The organism is Streptomyces sp. NPDC057002 (assembly GCF_042673825.1).
In the GTDB taxonomy this organism is placed as follows: Bacteria; Actinomycetota; Actinomycetes; order Streptomycetales; family Streptomycetaceae; genus Streptomyces.
The window spans coordinates 388344-403170 of the sequence record NZ_JBHURZ010000001.1; the positions used below are offsets into that span (position 1 = coordinate 388344).

At 72.9% G+C, this 14827-nt stretch carries 13 protein-coding genes; 8 read left to right on the top strand and 5 right to left on the bottom strand.

Annotation, left to right across the window (positions count from 1 at the left end; genetic code table 11):
• Window positions 1-224 precede the first annotated feature (224 nt).
• Window positions 225-1346 (bottom strand): ROK family protein, encoded by a 1122-nt coding sequence (locus ACFT32_RS01765; RefSeq protein ID WP_382484598.1) that lies wholly within the window; start codon window positions 1344-1346, stop codon window positions 225-227.
• A 239-nt stretch (window positions 1347-1585) separates the two neighbouring features.
• On the opposite strand from ACFT32_RS01765, the gene ACFT32_RS01770 reads away from it, so the two are divergent.
• The 3 genes from ACFT32_RS01770 (at window position 1586) to ACFT32_RS01780 (ending at window position 6316) form a co-directional block, all read left to right on the top strand.
• Window positions 1586-2485: an N-acetylglucosamine kinase gene (locus tag ACFT32_RS01770; RefSeq protein WP_382484601.1), complete on the top strand. Its 900-nt coding sequence runs from the start codon at window positions 1586-1588 to the stop codon at window positions 2483-2485.
• A gap of 201 nt (window positions 2486-2686) precedes the next feature.
• Complete coding sequence (locus ACFT32_RS01775) at window positions 2687-4603, top strand: phosphatase PAP2 family protein (protein ID WP_382484603.1); 1917 nt, start codon at window positions 2687-2689, stop codon at window positions 4601-4603.
• A gap of 36 nt (window positions 4604-4639) precedes the next feature.
• Window positions 4640-6316: an ArnT family glycosyltransferase gene (locus ACFT32_RS01780; RefSeq protein ID WP_382484605.1), complete on the top strand. Its 1677-nt coding sequence runs from the start codon at window positions 4640-4642 to the stop codon at window positions 6314-6316.
• A gap of 7 nt (window positions 6317-6323) precedes the next feature.
• On the opposite strand, the gene ACFT32_RS01785 is transcribed toward ACFT32_RS01780, so the two are convergent.
• Entirely contained in the window at window positions 6324-6725 is a 402-nt protein-coding gene (locus ACFT32_RS01785) for a DUF3662 domain-containing protein (RefSeq protein WP_382484608.1), read from the bottom strand.
• A gap of 56 nt (window positions 6726-6781) precedes the next feature.
• Window positions 6782-6943, bottom strand: a complete 162-nt coding sequence (locus ACFT32_RS01790; protein WP_382484610.1) for a hypothetical protein — start codon at window positions 6941-6943, stop codon at window positions 6782-6784.
• Between the two features lie 157 nt (window positions 6944-7100).
• Between ACFT32_RS01790 and ACFT32_RS01795 the strand changes: the two genes are divergently transcribed.
• From ACFT32_RS01795 to ACFT32_RS01810, 4 genes are all read left to right on the top strand, one after another.
• The gene (locus tag ACFT32_RS01795) at window positions 7101-8018 is read left to right on the top strand and encodes a MurR/RpiR family transcriptional regulator (protein WP_382484612.1); all 918 of its coding nucleotides are present in this window, start codon (window positions 7101-7103) and stop codon (window positions 8016-8018) included.
• Between the two features lie 291 nt (window positions 8019-8309).
• Complete coding sequence (locus ACFT32_RS01800; RefSeq protein WP_382484614.1) at window positions 8310-8684, top strand: hypothetical protein; 375 nt, start codon at window positions 8310-8312, stop codon at window positions 8682-8684.
• Window positions 8685-8735: 51 nt separating this feature from the next.
• Window positions 8736-9302, top strand: coding sequence for an antibiotic biosynthesis monooxygenase (locus ACFT32_RS01805; RefSeq protein WP_382484617.1), 567 nt, complete (start codon window positions 8736-8738; stop codon window positions 9300-9302).
• Window positions 9303-9407: 105 nt separating this feature from the next.
• Entirely contained in the window at window positions 9408-11798 is a 2391-nt protein-coding gene (locus ACFT32_RS01810; RefSeq protein WP_382484620.1) for a SpoIIE family protein phosphatase, read from the top strand.
• 250 nt (window positions 11799-12048) lie between these two features.
• On the opposite strand, the gene ACFT32_RS01815 is transcribed toward ACFT32_RS01810, so the two are convergent.
• Together ACFT32_RS01815 and ACFT32_RS01820 are read right to left on the bottom strand one after the other, a co-directional pair.
• Entirely contained in the window at window positions 12049-12528 is a 480-nt protein-coding gene (locus ACFT32_RS01815; protein WP_382484623.1) for a flavin reductase family protein, read from the bottom strand.
• A gap of 655 nt (window positions 12529-13183) precedes the next feature.
• Window positions 13184-13894 carry a peptidoglycan-binding protein gene (locus ACFT32_RS01820; RefSeq protein ID WP_382484625.1) on the bottom strand — a complete coding sequence of 237 codons (711 nt, stop codon included), beginning with the start codon at window positions 13892-13894 and terminating at the stop codon, window positions 13184-13186.
• 201 nt (window positions 13895-14095) lie between these two features.
• On the opposite strand from ACFT32_RS01820, the gene ACFT32_RS01825 reads away from it, so the two are divergent.
• Window positions 14096-14779 carry a TetR family transcriptional regulator gene (locus ACFT32_RS01825; RefSeq protein ID WP_382487006.1) on the top strand — a complete coding sequence of 228 codons (684 nt, stop codon included), beginning with the start codon at window positions 14096-14098 and terminating at the stop codon, window positions 14777-14779.
• Window positions 14780-14827: the final 48 nt, after the last annotated feature.

Genomic DNA, 14827 nt, shown 5'->3' on the forward strand with positions numbered 1-14827 from the left:
GCACGGGTGCATTTTGCAGGAAATTTCGCTTTCCGGGGGCACGGCCTCGCCCGGCCGCGTCTCGCTGACGGGTGGGGTCCCCGGCCATGACGGCCGACGTCGCACAAGCACGCCCTCGTGCGGCTGCCGTACTTCGCGTACGGGCGGGAGGCTTACCCGGAGTCGGCGTCCCGGCCGACTCAGAAAGCGCTTGTCCGGACATTGGCAGACCGACGACGCAGCCGTCAATGCTTCGCCCGCACAGCTCCGGTCACGGTTTGGATTCCATGGGCGACCGCGAGCCTGCTGGCGCCCGCGACCGTGCCGGTGTCCCCCACCACGCTGCTGACCACCTCGGTGGGCCAGCTCAGCCGGGCCAGCTCGGCCCGTACACCGGGCAGGAGCTGCGGATCCGCGCCGGTGCCGCCGCCCAGCACGATCAGTCCGGGGTCCATGACGGCGGCGACGGCTGCGGCGAGCCTGCCCACGTCGGCGGCGTGCGAGTCGAGGACGGCGCGGGCCGTGGCGTGCCCCTGCCCGGCGAGGGCGAGGAGCCGCTCCGCGGTGCGCGGGCGGGGTCCGTCGGTGTCCTGCCAGGTCTCGGCGGCACGGCGGAGCAGGGTGCGCGAGCCCATGCGCTGCTCCAGGCCCTCGTGACGGGGGGCGCTCAGGTCGTCCCAGGGGTAGGGCAGTCTGGCCACCTCACCAGCGGCGCCGTTCGCGCCGCGCAGTACCCGGCCGCCGATGACGACGGCGAGACCGATGCCGACGCCGATGCGCAGATAGCCGAAGGTGTCGCGGCCGACGGCGGCGCCTTCGTGCAGTTCGGCGAGGGCGGCGCAGTTGACGTTGTTCTCCAGGTGGACGGGGACGCCCTCGGGCAGCGCCACCGCCATGGCGTCGAAGACCGGGCCTGCCTTGGCGGTCGCGGGCCGTTCCCCGGCGCCCTCTCCGTCCCGGGTGGTGACGTCACCGACTGCGACGACGACGGCCCGCAGCGGGGCGCCGACGGGCAGCGCGTCGAGGACCTTGCGGACGGTGTCGGCGGCCTCCGGGCGGGATCCGGTGCCCTCGGCGAGCAGCGTGCCGTCCAGGGCGCACCCGCGCACCCGCGTCTTGGCAGGTCCGAGGTCGACCGCGAGCACGGCGCCGGCGGCCGGGCCCAGCCGGTAGACCGCGGCGCTGCGGCCGGTGCCGCCGGAGGCCCGCCCGGAGTGGGCGGCGAGCTCCACGGCCTCGAGTTCGGCGACGGCGGTGGAGACGGTCGGCTTGGAAAGGCCCGCACCGGCCGCCAGCTGGGGGCGGGTGGCCGTGCCCGCCCCGGCCAGTACGTCGAACACCACACGGGCACTCTCACTCAGGTGCATGGTCTCCCCAGGTCGTGCTGCGGCCGAGCGGGCGGCCGCGAGGGTCGCGCGGCATCGGGAATTCCGTGCCTCTTGACGCACCCTACTTCGTTAGTTAACTTCCTAACGAACTTCACGGTACTCGCCTGCCGTGCTCCGCAGAAGCCCGTCCCGGGGCTTCCCTACCTCTTCAACTGCCGTGGCCCGACGCTCGGTTCGCCTGCCGTTCGCCGTGGCCGCGCAACACCGAAAGAGGACCCGTGCAGGACTCCACGCCTTACGCGGTCGGGATCGACGTGGGCGGCACCAAGACCCAGCTGCGCGCCCTCGCGGGCGGCGAGATCGTCGTCGACCGCGTCCGCGCCAGCACGGGCTGGCGGCCGCACGACCCCGGGGCCGCCGCCGACTGGCTGACCGCTCTGGTGGACGACGCCCTGCCGGCTCCCCTACGACCGTCCGCGCTCGCCGTGGGCGGTCACGCCTGTGAGACACCCCGCCAGTGCGAGGGCATCCGGGCCGCGCTTCAGGAGCGGCTGGGTGTGCCCTGCCTGGTCGTGGGCGACGCCGAGCTGCTCGTGCCCGCCGCCGGGCTGGACAAGGGCGTCGGCCTGGTCGCCGGTACCGGTTCGGTCGCGGTGGGGCGGTTGCCCGACGGCGGTCCGGTCCAGGTCGGCGGCTGGGGCGCCGTGCTCGGCGACGAGGGCGGTGCGGCCGGACTCGTCCGCGAGGCCGCGCGGGCCGTCTGGGCGGCGCACGACCGCGGCGCGGAGCCCGACGCGCTGGCCACCGGCCTGGTCGCCGCGTTCGAGGTGGCCGAGGTGCCCGCGCTCGGCGCGGCACTGGAGGCCGCGAGGGACGTATCCGCCGAGTGGGGCCGGCACTCCCCCGTGGTGTTCGCCGCCGCCGACGCGGGCTCGCCGCTCGCCCGGGCCGTGATCGCCGAGGGCGGCCGGGCGCTCGCCACGCTCGTCGTACGGCTCGCCCGGCGCGGGGTCGCGGTGGACGACGTGGTGGTGGCGGGCGGCACGGTGCTCGCCCAGCCCGCGCTGTACGCGGCGTTCACCTCCGCGCTCGCCGGACTCCTGCCCGGGGCCCGGCCGCAGCCGCTGCGCGTGCCGCCGGTCGAGGGCGCGGTGGCGCTGGCCCGTTCGCTTCTGTGAGCCGGGCGGACGCCGTTCACCTTCCGGACACCGATCCGTGGCCGTTCCCTCTCCGAAGGGTCACAACACGGCCGTAGATCTTCGCTCGTACGCAACAGGTGCCACAGAAGTCGCCAGAGGCACCCCGAGTCGCACACGTTGCACCATCTCCCGGCCGAACGGCCGAAGCACCCTTCGCAGAACTCAAGAGAGGCGCACGCCATGCCGTCATCAGCCGGGCACCGCAGCACCGCAGCCGTCGACCGACGGGGCTTCCTCAAGACCTCCCTCGGGGCCTCGGCGGGCCTGCTCGCCGCACCGGCCTTCGCCACGTGGCTCACCGCCGCCGACGCGAAGGCCGCCACCGGTCCCGCCGCGTTCGTCGACGACTACAAGTCGAACGTCACGACGAACCTGACCCCCGAGACCAACGCGGTCGTCCGGATCCTGGGCGGCATGTCGAAGGTGTGGAAGACCGGCGGCACCTGGGACACCGGCCGGGTCCTGGACCGTGAGGTGCTGCGCGCCAACATGCGCTACTGCGCCCGGATCACGACGGCCCGTACCGAGGCCCAGGCCAAGGAGGCCTTCCTCTACGACCGCCAGCACCAGAGCTACGCCATGATCGCCGGGCTGGGTCCGCTCGCCGGGCTGTACAAGGCGGGCGCCAAGGCCGTCACGTCGATCACCGGCGCCCCGGACGGCACGCCCGCCGGCAAGATCAACGACGCCGTGCCCGCCGACGCCCCGGCCGGATCCGCGCTCGGCGCGGGCTCCTACGACTCCGACCTCGGCAAGGTGGCCAAGCTGGTCGACACCGTGCGCGGGCCGTTCGCCTCGGGCAACCCGGGCAAGTTCGCCTTCCAGTACCCGCGTCCGTGGCGGATGAACGAGGACAGCGAGGTCGTGGACACGGGGAAGAAGGACGCCCTCGGCTACCCGGTGTACGACTCGGAGGTGGTCGTCGCCACGCAGCTGCTGCGCCAGCGCTCCGAGGAGCCGAAGGAGGACGGCGGTTTCCCCAGCGGCCACACCAACGCCTTCCACCTGGCCGGACTGGCCTACGCGTACGCGGTGCCCGAGCGGTTCCAGGAGCTGGTCACGCGTGCGTTCGAGCTGAGCCACACCCGGATCATGTCGGGCATGCACTCCACCGTCGACGTCATCGGCGGCCGGATCATGGCCACCGCCCTGACGGCCGCCACGCTGGCGGACCCGGCGAACGCGGAGCTCAAGACGGCGGCCCGCGCCCAGGCCCTCGCCTACTTCACGCAGCGGACCGGCACCACCGCGGACACGCTGTACGCCCACGCGCACTCCGACGCCGGTGAGGCCTACGCCGACCGTGAGGCCAACGCGCGTGCGATCGAGCCCCGGTTGACCTACGTCCTGCCCCGCCGCGGCCGCAAGGACCCGCTGACCGTGCCGAAGGGTGCGGAGGTCCTGCTGGAGACGCGGCTGCCGTACCTCGACGCCGCCCAGCGACGCGAGGTGCTGCGGACGACCGCGCTGCCCTCCGGATACGTCCTGCTGGACGGCTTCGAGCAGTGGGGCCGGCTGAACCTGTTCGCGGCCGCGGACGGGTACGGCGCCTTCGACCGCGACGTCACCGTGACGCTGGACGCGGCGGCCGGCGGCTTCCACGCGGCCGACAGCTGGCGCAACGACATCGAGGGCGACGGCGGGCTGACCAAGCGCGGCACCGGCACGCTCACCCTCACGGGCCACAACCGCTACCACGGCGGGACCGTCGTCGAGGACGGAGTGCTCGTCGCCGCGTCGCCCAACGCCCTGGGGCAGGGTGACGTCCGGGTCATGGGCGGCACTCTCCGCGCGGACAAGGTCCTGCGGGTGCGCGGCTCCTATGTCCAGGAGGGCGAGTCGACGCTGGAGCTGCTGCTCCGCAAGAACCACGGCCCGGCGCTCACGGTGAGCCGGCGGGTCCTGCTGGGCCGGGACAGCGTGCTGTCGCTGCGACTCGACACCGAGCGCCCGCCGGTCGCGGGGACGACCGTCCCGGTCCTGTCCGCTCAGGCGCTGCGCGGCGGGTTCGCCCGCGTCGAGCTGGATTCCGAGACGCTGCGGGCCGTACCCGTGCACACGTCGGAGGGCCTGTCGGTGCGACTCGTGCGGCGGTGACGCCGTGCGCGGCGGGGGCTGATGCAGAGTGGGTCCATGAGGGACCTCTGGATCGCTCCCGCCGGTCCCCGGCCGGTGCCGCTCCCTCCCCCGGCACCGGCCGGGGCCCTGCGACGGCCCGGCCGCCGGTGGTGGGTGCCGCTCCTGGTGGTCGCGCTGCTCGCGCAGATGGCCTGCGCGATGGTCACGACCGCCGTGCGGCAGACCCCGACCATCGACGAACCGGTGTACGTGGGCGCGGCCGCCGAGTACACGCACGAGCACCGGCTGCGCCACAACCCCGAACATCCGCCGCTCGGCAAGCTGCTCATCGGCGCCGGGGTGGCCCTCGCGGATCCGCGCATCGACCCCTCCTTCGCCGGAGACCAGGGCCGGCTGGGGCGGCACCTGCTCTACGAGTCGGGCAACGACCCCTGGCGGCTGATGCTGTGGGCCCGCCTCCCCGTGATCGCGCTGACGCTGCTGTTCGGTCTGGTCGTGCTCGCCTTCGCCCGTGAACTGGCCGGGACAGCAGGGGCGTTGACCGCACTCGCGTTGTACTGCTTCTCCCCCGACGTCATCGCCCACGGCTCACTCGCCACGCTCGACGTGCCTGCCGCCGGGTTCGTGCTCACGTCGGTGTGGCTGCTCTGGCGGGCCCGCCGCGGACCCCGGCGGTACCTGCCGCTCGCCGGGGTGGCGCTGGGGGCGGCCCTGGCGACGCGGATAAGCACGCTTCCTGCCGTACCGGTACTCATGGCACTGGGCGCCGTATCGGTGTGGCACGCGTCGGCGGGCACCCGGGCCCGCGTTCTGATCCGGGCGGCGACGGGCGCGGGTGTGGTGGCTCTGGCCGCGGTCGCGGTCGTGTGGGCCGCGTATGTGATGGTCGATCCGCGGCTGCGGTGGGCTCCCGAGCAGCATGTGCCGCAGGTGCGGGGGCTGCGGGGGCTGCTGGTCGGGCTGCTGCCGTTCCCCGAGGCGTACCGGGACGGGATACGGGTCCAGTTCGGTCTGGAGAACCGGCCGTGGCAGGGGTTTCTGTTCGGCCGGCTGTACTCGGGCTCGCTCTGGTACTACCTGCCGGCCGCGCTGCTGGTGAAGACGCCGCTCGGGATGCTCGGCCTGTGGGTCTGCGCCGCGGTGGTGATGTTCGCGGTGCGTCGGCTGCGGCCGGCGGCGCCGTATGTGCTGGCCGCTCCCGCGGTGCTGCTGCTGGTGGCCATGCAGGGGGCGCGGGACTTCGGCACCCGGTACGCCGTCTTCCTGCCGCTGTTCCTCGCGGTGGGGGCGGGGTGCGTTCTCGTGGTGCGACGGATGTGGGTGTCCGGTCTGGTGGGGGCGCTGGTGGTGTTCGTCGCCGTCAGTTCGCTGCGTGCGTACCCCTATTACCTGCCGTACTCCAACGAGGCGTTCGGGGGGCCGGGCCGGACCCGGGAGCGGTTGCACGACTCCAACGTGGACTGGGGGCAGGACCTCGGGCGGCTCGCCGAGCGGTTGCGGGAGCGGTATCCGGATGAGCGGGTGTGGCTGGTGTACAAGGGCAGCGGGGTGCCGGCCGCGTATGGCATCGAGGCCGGGGATCCGCGTCGGGTGCGCGACGGTGATGTGCGGGGGCTGTTGGTGGTGTCGGACTCGGCTGCCGCGAAGGCGACGGGGCGGCTGGCCGGGTTGATCGGCAGCAGCCGCCCCGTTGACGACGTCGGGCACTCCATCACGATCTATCGCCGTTGAGCGCTTCTCAATGGGTCGCGTGGAAGAAGCCGTCCGCGCTCACGTGCTCCATGACTCGACTCGCCACGTGGTAGCGGCCGTTGGGGACCTCGGGGCACCTGGCGACGTGGACCGCGAGGGGGCCCGCGAACTCGTAGCCCTTGCGTTCCGCGTGGCGGGCCAGGGCGTCGGTGAGAGCCTGGCACACATGGGTGCTGTGGCTGGCCAGGCGGTCGTGTATGTCGTCGACGAGTTCCACGTCGTAGGCGTTGGGGACCATGACACGGCCCTCCCGGCACACCACGGCGTTGTCGTCGCACTCGCGTCGCAGGGCGTCGACGACCTCGACCGGGTCCTTGTCACGGACCCGGGCCCACAGGGCGTCAAATCGGTTCTCCAGGGTTTCTTCCAGCGCACTCAGCGCGCCCATACGGTGTCACCTGCCGGAACGTCGTCGGGTCGGTCGGGGCGGGGGGGGAGTGCCGGCTACCGCTCGTCGAAGTCGTCGGGCCGCACCTCGGCCTCCTCCAGGGCCTCGCGGAGCGTGCGGCCGGTGGCGCCCGGCGGTCGGGACCGGGGATCGTCCTGGTGCTCCAGGATCTCGTCCGTGGTCTGCGTCTTCGGCCGGTTCTCCTCGGGGACGGTCATGACGGTGGCTCCTCTCGGGATCATCTGTGGCGGCGGGTTCCCGCCCGGCCTCCGGGTATCCCCGCGCCGGGCACCTCATGTGCTGTCCGAGGAAGCCCTGGTCACCTCGGTGCGTGAGCTATGTTGAACGTTCGTGGGAGACGAAGGAGGCGCACCGGTGCCATCGCCGCAGCAGGCACGCGCACAGGCATCCGCGATCACCTCGGGGAAGGCCGCACCCGAAGCGGAGGTCTCCCCGTCCTCCCAGTTGCGCACGCTCTTCGACCGTCCCCGGCTGTCCCCGGGCCAGCGGCGCATCGCCCAGTACCTGATCGAGCACATCACCGAGGCGGCGTTCCTGTCGATCACTGATCTCGCGGACCGGGTCGGCGTGAGCCAGCCCTCGGTGACACGGTTCGCCTCGGCGGTCGGCTTCAGCGGGTACCCGGCGCTGCGGGAGAAGCTCCAGTCGATCGCGCTCGGCACCCTCGCGGGCGGGCCGGCCGAGGAGATCCGGGGCAACGAACTGCAGGCGGCGGTCGACGCCGAGATAGAGAACCTGGAGAACCTGCGGCGGGACCTCGCCGATCCGAACCTGGTGATCGACATCGGGCGCAAGCTGTCGTCGTCGACCCCGTTGACGGTCCTCGGCCTGCGCATCTCCGTATCGCTCGCCGAGTACTTCGCCTACGCCGCCCGGCGGATCCACCCGGACGTCAGGCTCGTGACCCGGGGCGGCAGTGTCGCCTACGACGCGCTGCTGCAGTCGCGTGAGGCGGGCGGCACCTGGGTGCTGGCGTTCTCCATGCCCCGGCACGCTCAGGAGACCCTGACGGCCGTGCGCGTGGCACGGGGTGCCGGGCTCAAGGTCGCCCTGATCACCGACCTGGCGCTCGGACCGCTCGCGGACGAGGCCGACGTCGCCTTCGCGACCGGCACCGGATCCCGTCTGGTCTTCGACTCCTACGCGGCCCCGGGCGTCATGTGCTCGGCGCTGCTGCAGGCCATGACGGACGCGGACCCGGAGCGGACGCAGGCCCGGCTTGAGGAGTACGAACAGGTCGCCGACCAGCACCATTTCTTCCTCCGGGACTGAGAAGCGCCCGACTGCACCCGCCCCCGCACCAGGCACAGGACCAGACAAAGGGATCATCCACAACAAAGCGCGCATGAATGTTTTCATGCTCCTTGCAAACCGGATGGCATATATAAATACTGCTCACGGATCGCGACCCGGCCCTTCCGGATCCGTTCCGCACCCGAGGAGGCCGAGGCCTACCCACTCCGGCGTCCCGGGTATCCGTGGCGGCCCCGGCCATCCCCTAGGCCGGGGCCGCCCCGACCCGTCGTCCACCCTCACGACGCCGCACACCCGGAAGCGATGATCATGCACTTGACGACCACGCGCATCAGCCCGGACTGGCCCTGCCAGGTCAAGACCCCCGGGAGCTACGACTGGGAGCGCTCGGCGGCCAGGTGGCTGCGCGAGCTGGTGCCCACGCGCTACGCCGGCTACCCCGTGTTCATCCGCCACCCCGTCCTCCTCGCCCGGCACGCCCAGATCCAGGTCCAGCAGGAGATCCGGGTGGCCCGCACCGCCCTGCAGACCGCCCGCGCCGACCTGCCGGGGCTCGGCCTGCACGAGGGCGTCATCGAGCACACGATCAAGCTGTACGCCGCCGAGGTCATGCAGTTGCAGCACATCGCGCGCAGCGTCCGGGCGGTCACCCAGGCGCTGGTGGAGGCCAACCGCCAGCCGTGATCCTGGGCCCCGGGGGGCATGACCCGAGCCGTGCGTGGCACACGTGAGGGAATGAGCACCACCGAAGTCCGGCGCGCGGAGCCGGTGACCACGGTCCTGACCTGGCAGGTGCGCCCCGGCCACGAGCGGGAGTTCGAGGACTGGACGCGCGGCATCTCCCGCTGCGCCAGGCAGTTCCCGGGCAACGAGGGCGTCTCCTGGCTGACGCCGGAGGACGGCAACCGCTTCCACGCGGTACTGCGCTGGTCCGACCGGCACCGGCTCGCCGCCTGGCTGGAGTCCGAGGAGCGGGCGCACTGGCACCGGAAGATCGAGGACATCGCCACCGAGGTCAGCAGCGAGCGCCAGTCGACCTCCGGGATGGAGACGTGGTTCAGCCTGCCGGGCACCACCGTTCAGGCCCCGCCCCGGTGGAAGATGGTCCTCACGACGTTCCTCGGCGCCTATCCGTTCACGCTGCTCATCCAGTGGCTGGTGACGCCGCAGACCACCGGCTGGCCGCTGCCGCTGCGGGCCGCCGTGTTCCCCCTGGTGCTGCTGCCGGTGCTGACCTATCTGGTGATGCCGCGGCTCAGCCGGCTGCTGCGGCTGTGGCTGTATCCGCGCGACGGCCACTGACCAGCGCGGGGAGCCGGACCTGACGGGCGGGAGGCCGCAAATCAGCGGGCGGTCCGTGCGCACGAGTGGGTCTTCGAATCAACCCGGGTGTGCCATGCTCAAGGCGTGACGAGCGAGCCTGTGACGCCGGCGCAGCCCGGTGCCGCACCGGACCTGGTCGAACTGGCCAAGATCGTCGCCCGGCAGCGCGCCGAGCTGGACCGGCTGCGCGACCAGGCGGCGATGTCCGCTGTCGTGGAGCGCGCCACGGGCGCGGAGATGGCACTGACCGGGTGTTCCGCGGACGCCGCCGGCGAACAGCTGCTCCAGCGGGCCAAGGCGGCACGTCACACCCTGCTGGAGGAGTGCTGGATCACGCTCGGGAACCTGGCGCCGGCCGCGCCCGGCGCGGGCGCCCCCACCGCTCCCGTCGGCACCGGCACCCCGGGCCCCGGGGCCGCACCCCTGGCGGAGACGGCCACACCGGACGATGTCGCGGCCGCCCTGGCCCGGATCGGCCAGGCCCTCGTTCGGGTGACGACACCGCACGACCTCGCACGGTGTCTGCTGGAGCATCTCGCGCCGGACATGGCGGCGGACGCGATCATGCTCTACGCCCGCAGGCCCGACGGCGGTCTCGAACTGATCGGGCACGCCGGAATCGAGGACCAGCTGGCCGCCCAGTGGAGCCAGGTGCCGCCGCTGAGCGGGATCGCGGCGCTGGACGCGCTGCGGGCGGGCGAGCCGCGCTGGCTGGAGGACTTCGCCTCGGACTCCCGGCGGTACCTGCTGATCGGGGAGCCTCCCGAGCGGTGGCGGTCGCGTGCCTGGCTGCCGGTGTTCACGGCCGGCTCGGCCGAGGTCTGCATCGGCGTGCTGCGCGGCCGAGCCGGGTCGTTCACGCCCCGCGACCGCGCTCACCTGCGGGGCGTCACCGGACTGTGCGCCGGGCGGCTGCGTGCCTTCGACGCACCGCCGGAGCGGACCGCCGACGCCGCCACGGACGCGGTGCAGGAACTGTTCGACGCGCTGCCGCTCGCGGCGATGCTGCTCACCCCGCTGACCGCCGCGTCGGGTGAGACCGAGGACTTCCGGGTGGAGGCGGCGACCGCTCAGGCGGGCGACCTGCTGGGCCGTCCCGGCGACGAGCTGGCCGGGCGGCGGCTGCTGGAGTTCCGGCCCGCCCTGGCGGGAGAGCCGCTGTGGTGGGGCTGCGTGCACACGCTGACCACCGGGGAGCCCTACGAGAGCGGGCCGTTCGCGCACGAAGAGGTCCTGGCGGGCATCGCCGCGCTCTCCACCTACACGGCGCGGGTGGCGCTGCTGGGCGACACCCTGGTCGTCAGCTGGGTCCGGCACGGCTCCTCCGACCGGCAGGAACAGCGGCTGGCGGATCTCCAGCGGCTGGGCAACCTCGGCTGGGCGAACTGGAACCTGGCCACGCTGGAGGCCTCCTGGTCGACCCAGGTGTTCGCCATCTTCGGCCGGGACCCCGCAGAGGGCCCGGTGGGTCTCGCCGGTCTTCCGGAGCTCGCGCTGCCCGAGGACGCGCCCGCGCTGACCCGTGCCGTCCGCGCCCTCGTCCAGGACGGGCGGGCGTTCGATCTGCCGTTCCGCATCAGGACGTCCGGTGTCATCCGGCATCTGCGCCTGGTGGCCGAGACCGTGGCCGACACGCACGGCACGCCCGTCGAAGTGCACGGTGTCGTACAGGACTTGACCGCACGGCGGCGGGCGGAGCTGGCCCTGGTCGAGAGCGAGCAGGCGATCCTCACGCAGAACGACGTGCTGCGCACCGAGCGGACCCTGGCGTCCCGGCTTCAGCACGCGCTGCTGCCGATGGCCAACCGGCCGGTGCAACTGGCGGGACTGCGCGTCGAGGTCGCCTATCTGCCCGCCCAGTCGGGTGTGCACGTCGGCGGTGACTGGTTCAGCGCCGTGGAACTGCCCGACGACGGCGCGCTGCTGGTCGTCGGCGATGTCGCCGGGCACGGCGTCGGTGCCGTCGCCACGATGGCGCAGCTCCGCTTCACCGCGAAGGGCATGGTCATCACCGGCTCGTCGCTGACCGGCGCGCTCGCCCGGCTGAACACGCTGCTGCTGCACTCCCGCGACTCCCATGCGACGGCCACGATGGTGCTGGCCCGCTACAACCCCCGGGAGCGGCGCCTGGTCTGGGCCCAGGCCGGGCATCCCCCGCCCCTGCTGCTGCGGGACGGCGAGGCTCGGTATCTGCGCCGGCCCGGCGGCATGCTGCTCGGGGCGTCCGCCAAGCCGGTCTACGAAGAGGCGGAGTGCCGCCTCGAACCGGGCGACCGGCTCATCCTCTTCACCGACGGTCTGGTCGAGCACCCCCCGGAGAGCATCGACCGGGGGCTGGACCGGCTCGCCGAGGCGGTGGCGGCTCCGCACACCGACGGTCCCGGGTCGCTCGGGCCGTTGCTCGCGCGGATGCTGCCGGACGAGCGGCGGGACGACGTGTGTGTCGTGGACGTCCGGGTTCCGAGGGAGCGGTAGGGCGGGCCGCGGCAGGATCAGGAGTCACCGCGGTGTCGCCAGTACCACCACAGGCCGACGAGCAGGGCCAGCAGGAACAGGGTGGGCAGCACCAGGCCCGGTATGCGGGAGCCGTTCATGGGCATGGCCTTCGGTTCGCGGCGGACGGGGCGCCTCACTCGTCGCCCCGGGCCAGGGTGAGGCCCGTCGGCCCCGCCGTCCCGTTCCTTTTCCCAGCCGTTGCCCGGTGTTCGATATACGGGGCGCCGTATCAGTCGACCGGGTGGCCGGGCGCGATGGTGTGGGCGTCGGAGAGGCGCAGCAGGGGCCCGTCGTACGTCTCCCGTCCGCCCCGTTCGACCGGGTCGAGAACGAAGCCGATGTGGTCTCCGCCGCCGACCCGCGTCACGATCCGGCCGACGAACCAGGCCGGCACGTCCTCCAGTACGACCGCCCCGCCGTACCCCTCCCGCAACGGCAGCCCCTCGAACTTGTCCGTCCGGTCGCCGGTCCGTCCGCCGAACAGCTCGGCGAGGGCGCGCTGTTCACGGTCGAGCAGATGCACGGCCAGCACGTCGGCGTTCCGGGCCACCCGGAAGGTGTGGTTGAGCTCGGACAGCCACACCACGAACCGCACGGGCCGGATCGAGCACTGCGAGGCGAACCCGACCAGACAGCCCGCCCGTTCACCCCCCGCGACGGCCGTGACCACGCACATGTCGGGATCCAGCCGACCGACGAACGCGTCCATGCCCACACCACTCACTCCTCCACCACGGCGGCCGACGCCCCTCGGCATCACCTCACCATGCCGGGGGTGGGGGTGCCATCCCGCGACACGGTGCCGCCGTGGGGCCGATGCCGGCTGATGGCCGACGCGGCCGGACGGGCGACGCCTGCGGGCCTTTGACGCTAGGGCCCGCGCACTGCCGGCTGTGGGGCAGCCAGGCCTGCCGACGCTGACGACCGGGTGGGCCGGTGCCGTCCGCCGAGCGAGCCACCCGGTGCCGATGCCTGCCGAAGAGCGCCTCGACCCCAGGCGGACCATCGGACGGCGGCACCGTCCAGCACGTGTCAACCGCCCGGTGAGCCACGGGGCGGACGACGACGCGGAAGACACCAGCCGGCGAGCGGCCCCGTCGGCAAACCATCTCGCAGGCGGCCCCCGGCCACACGACCAACCGAGCGGCTGGCGCCACCCGACAAGCGGCCCGACCGATCATCAGTGCCCGCCGGGCTGCACTCCGACCGGTCGCCGGATCACCCGGCCGAGGCAAGCGGCCGACCGGTCACCGGCCCCCAGCCCCGCCCAGCACACGGCCCAACCCCCAGGCGATGCCACGTGGCGAGCGGCCGGGCAGTCGGCATGGCATCCGGGCTGCCGCCTCCCCGCCCGGCGACGCCCCTCAGCTCGTGTTCGGGGGCGTGCGGGATTCCAGGGCCGTGCGGGTGTCGTTGCCGTAGACGCCTGATTCGTCGCCGCGGATGCCGTACCAGAGTTGGAAGCGGGCGACCGCCGCGGTCAAGGTGGGGTCGTAGCTGCCGCTGGTGGAGCCGTCGCGGTAGACGTCCGGGATGCGCAGGAGGCGTTCCTGGAGTTCGGTCACCTCGGGGCCGCTGGCTCCCTCGCGGAGGGTACCGGGGCCGTCGGGGTCGGCCGGAGCCGCGGCTGGTGGAGTGGGTGTCGGCGTGGGAGTGGGGGCGGACGCGGTCGGGCGGGGAGCGGGTGCCGCCCTGTCCTCGGTCTTCTCGCCGCCGCGGAGCAGAAGCGCACCGCCGAATCCGATCACCGCCGCCGCGACGACCGCCACCGCGACGGCGGCGCGGCGCAGTCCGGATCCGGGGCGTACGGCACGACCGTCACGGCGGGCGCGAGCGACCGGCGGGATTTCCTGCGTCAGGGCCTCGGAGCCGGACGGCGGTCCCGGCAGAGCGACGGATTCGCAGCCGCCGGACTCAGGACCGCCGCCGGATGCAGAGGATGCTGAGGATTCGGAGGCGGTCTGCTCCCGGTACTCCCGCATCAGTTCCGCCAGCGCGTCGGTGCGCCGGGGCCGCAGGACGCGGATGGGTTCGAGGGACGGGCCGTCGTGCGGGGGCTCGGACGGTGTCGACACGTTGCTCTCCTTCCGTCCGGGCTCGCAGGCGCCCGTCTTCGAGGACCGTTCCGCCGCTAGATACGCGGCTGCCGCGCCAGGAGTTCAGAGAGCACTCAGTTCCTCCCCGCGACTGCACTGAGTGCCATGCGCGGCCTTTCGGGTGCTACGTTCCAGCCCATGAGCTCCGAGAAAGCCGACCTCGGGAACGGAAAGCCGCCCATGCGGGACGCCCTGGTGGCGGCGGCCTTCCAGCTGTTCCTCGAGCGGGGTTACGAGCAGACCACCGTCGACGACATCGTGGCGCTCGCCGGCGTCGGACGGCGCTCGTTCTTCCGCTACTTCCCCTCCAAGGAGGACGTGGTCTTCCCGGACCACGAGCGATGCCTGGCCGACATGACGGCCTTCCTGGCGGAGAGCTCCGACGACGAGGAACCCGTGCGACGGGTCTGCGACGCGGCCCGGCTCGTGCTGCGGATGTACGCCGAGAACCCGACGTTCTCCGTGCAGCGCTACCGCCTGACCAAGCAGGTCCCCGGGCTGCGCGCCTACGAACTGTCGGTGGTGTGGCGCTACGAGCGCTCCCTCGCCGAGTACCTGCGCCGCCGTTTCGCGGCCCGCCGGGACGGGACCCTGCAGGCCGATGTCATCGCCGCGGCGGTGGTCGCGGCACACAACAACGCCCTGCGCTCCTGGCTGCGTTCGGACGGACAGGACGAGGCGAGCGCCACGGTGGACCACGCGCTGGCGTACGTGCAGTCGGCGTTCGGCGGCACGCCGGCGCCCGTGGCGGAACCGCAGCCGGAGGACGTGGTGGTGGTCGTCTCGCGGCGCGGAGCACCTCTGTGGCGGGTCGTCCAGGAGATCGAGTCGACACTGGGGCGGCCCGAAGGTCCGAACATTTGAGGGTACGGAGTGCCTTTACGAGTGGCACTGAGTGCCATACGCTGTGCT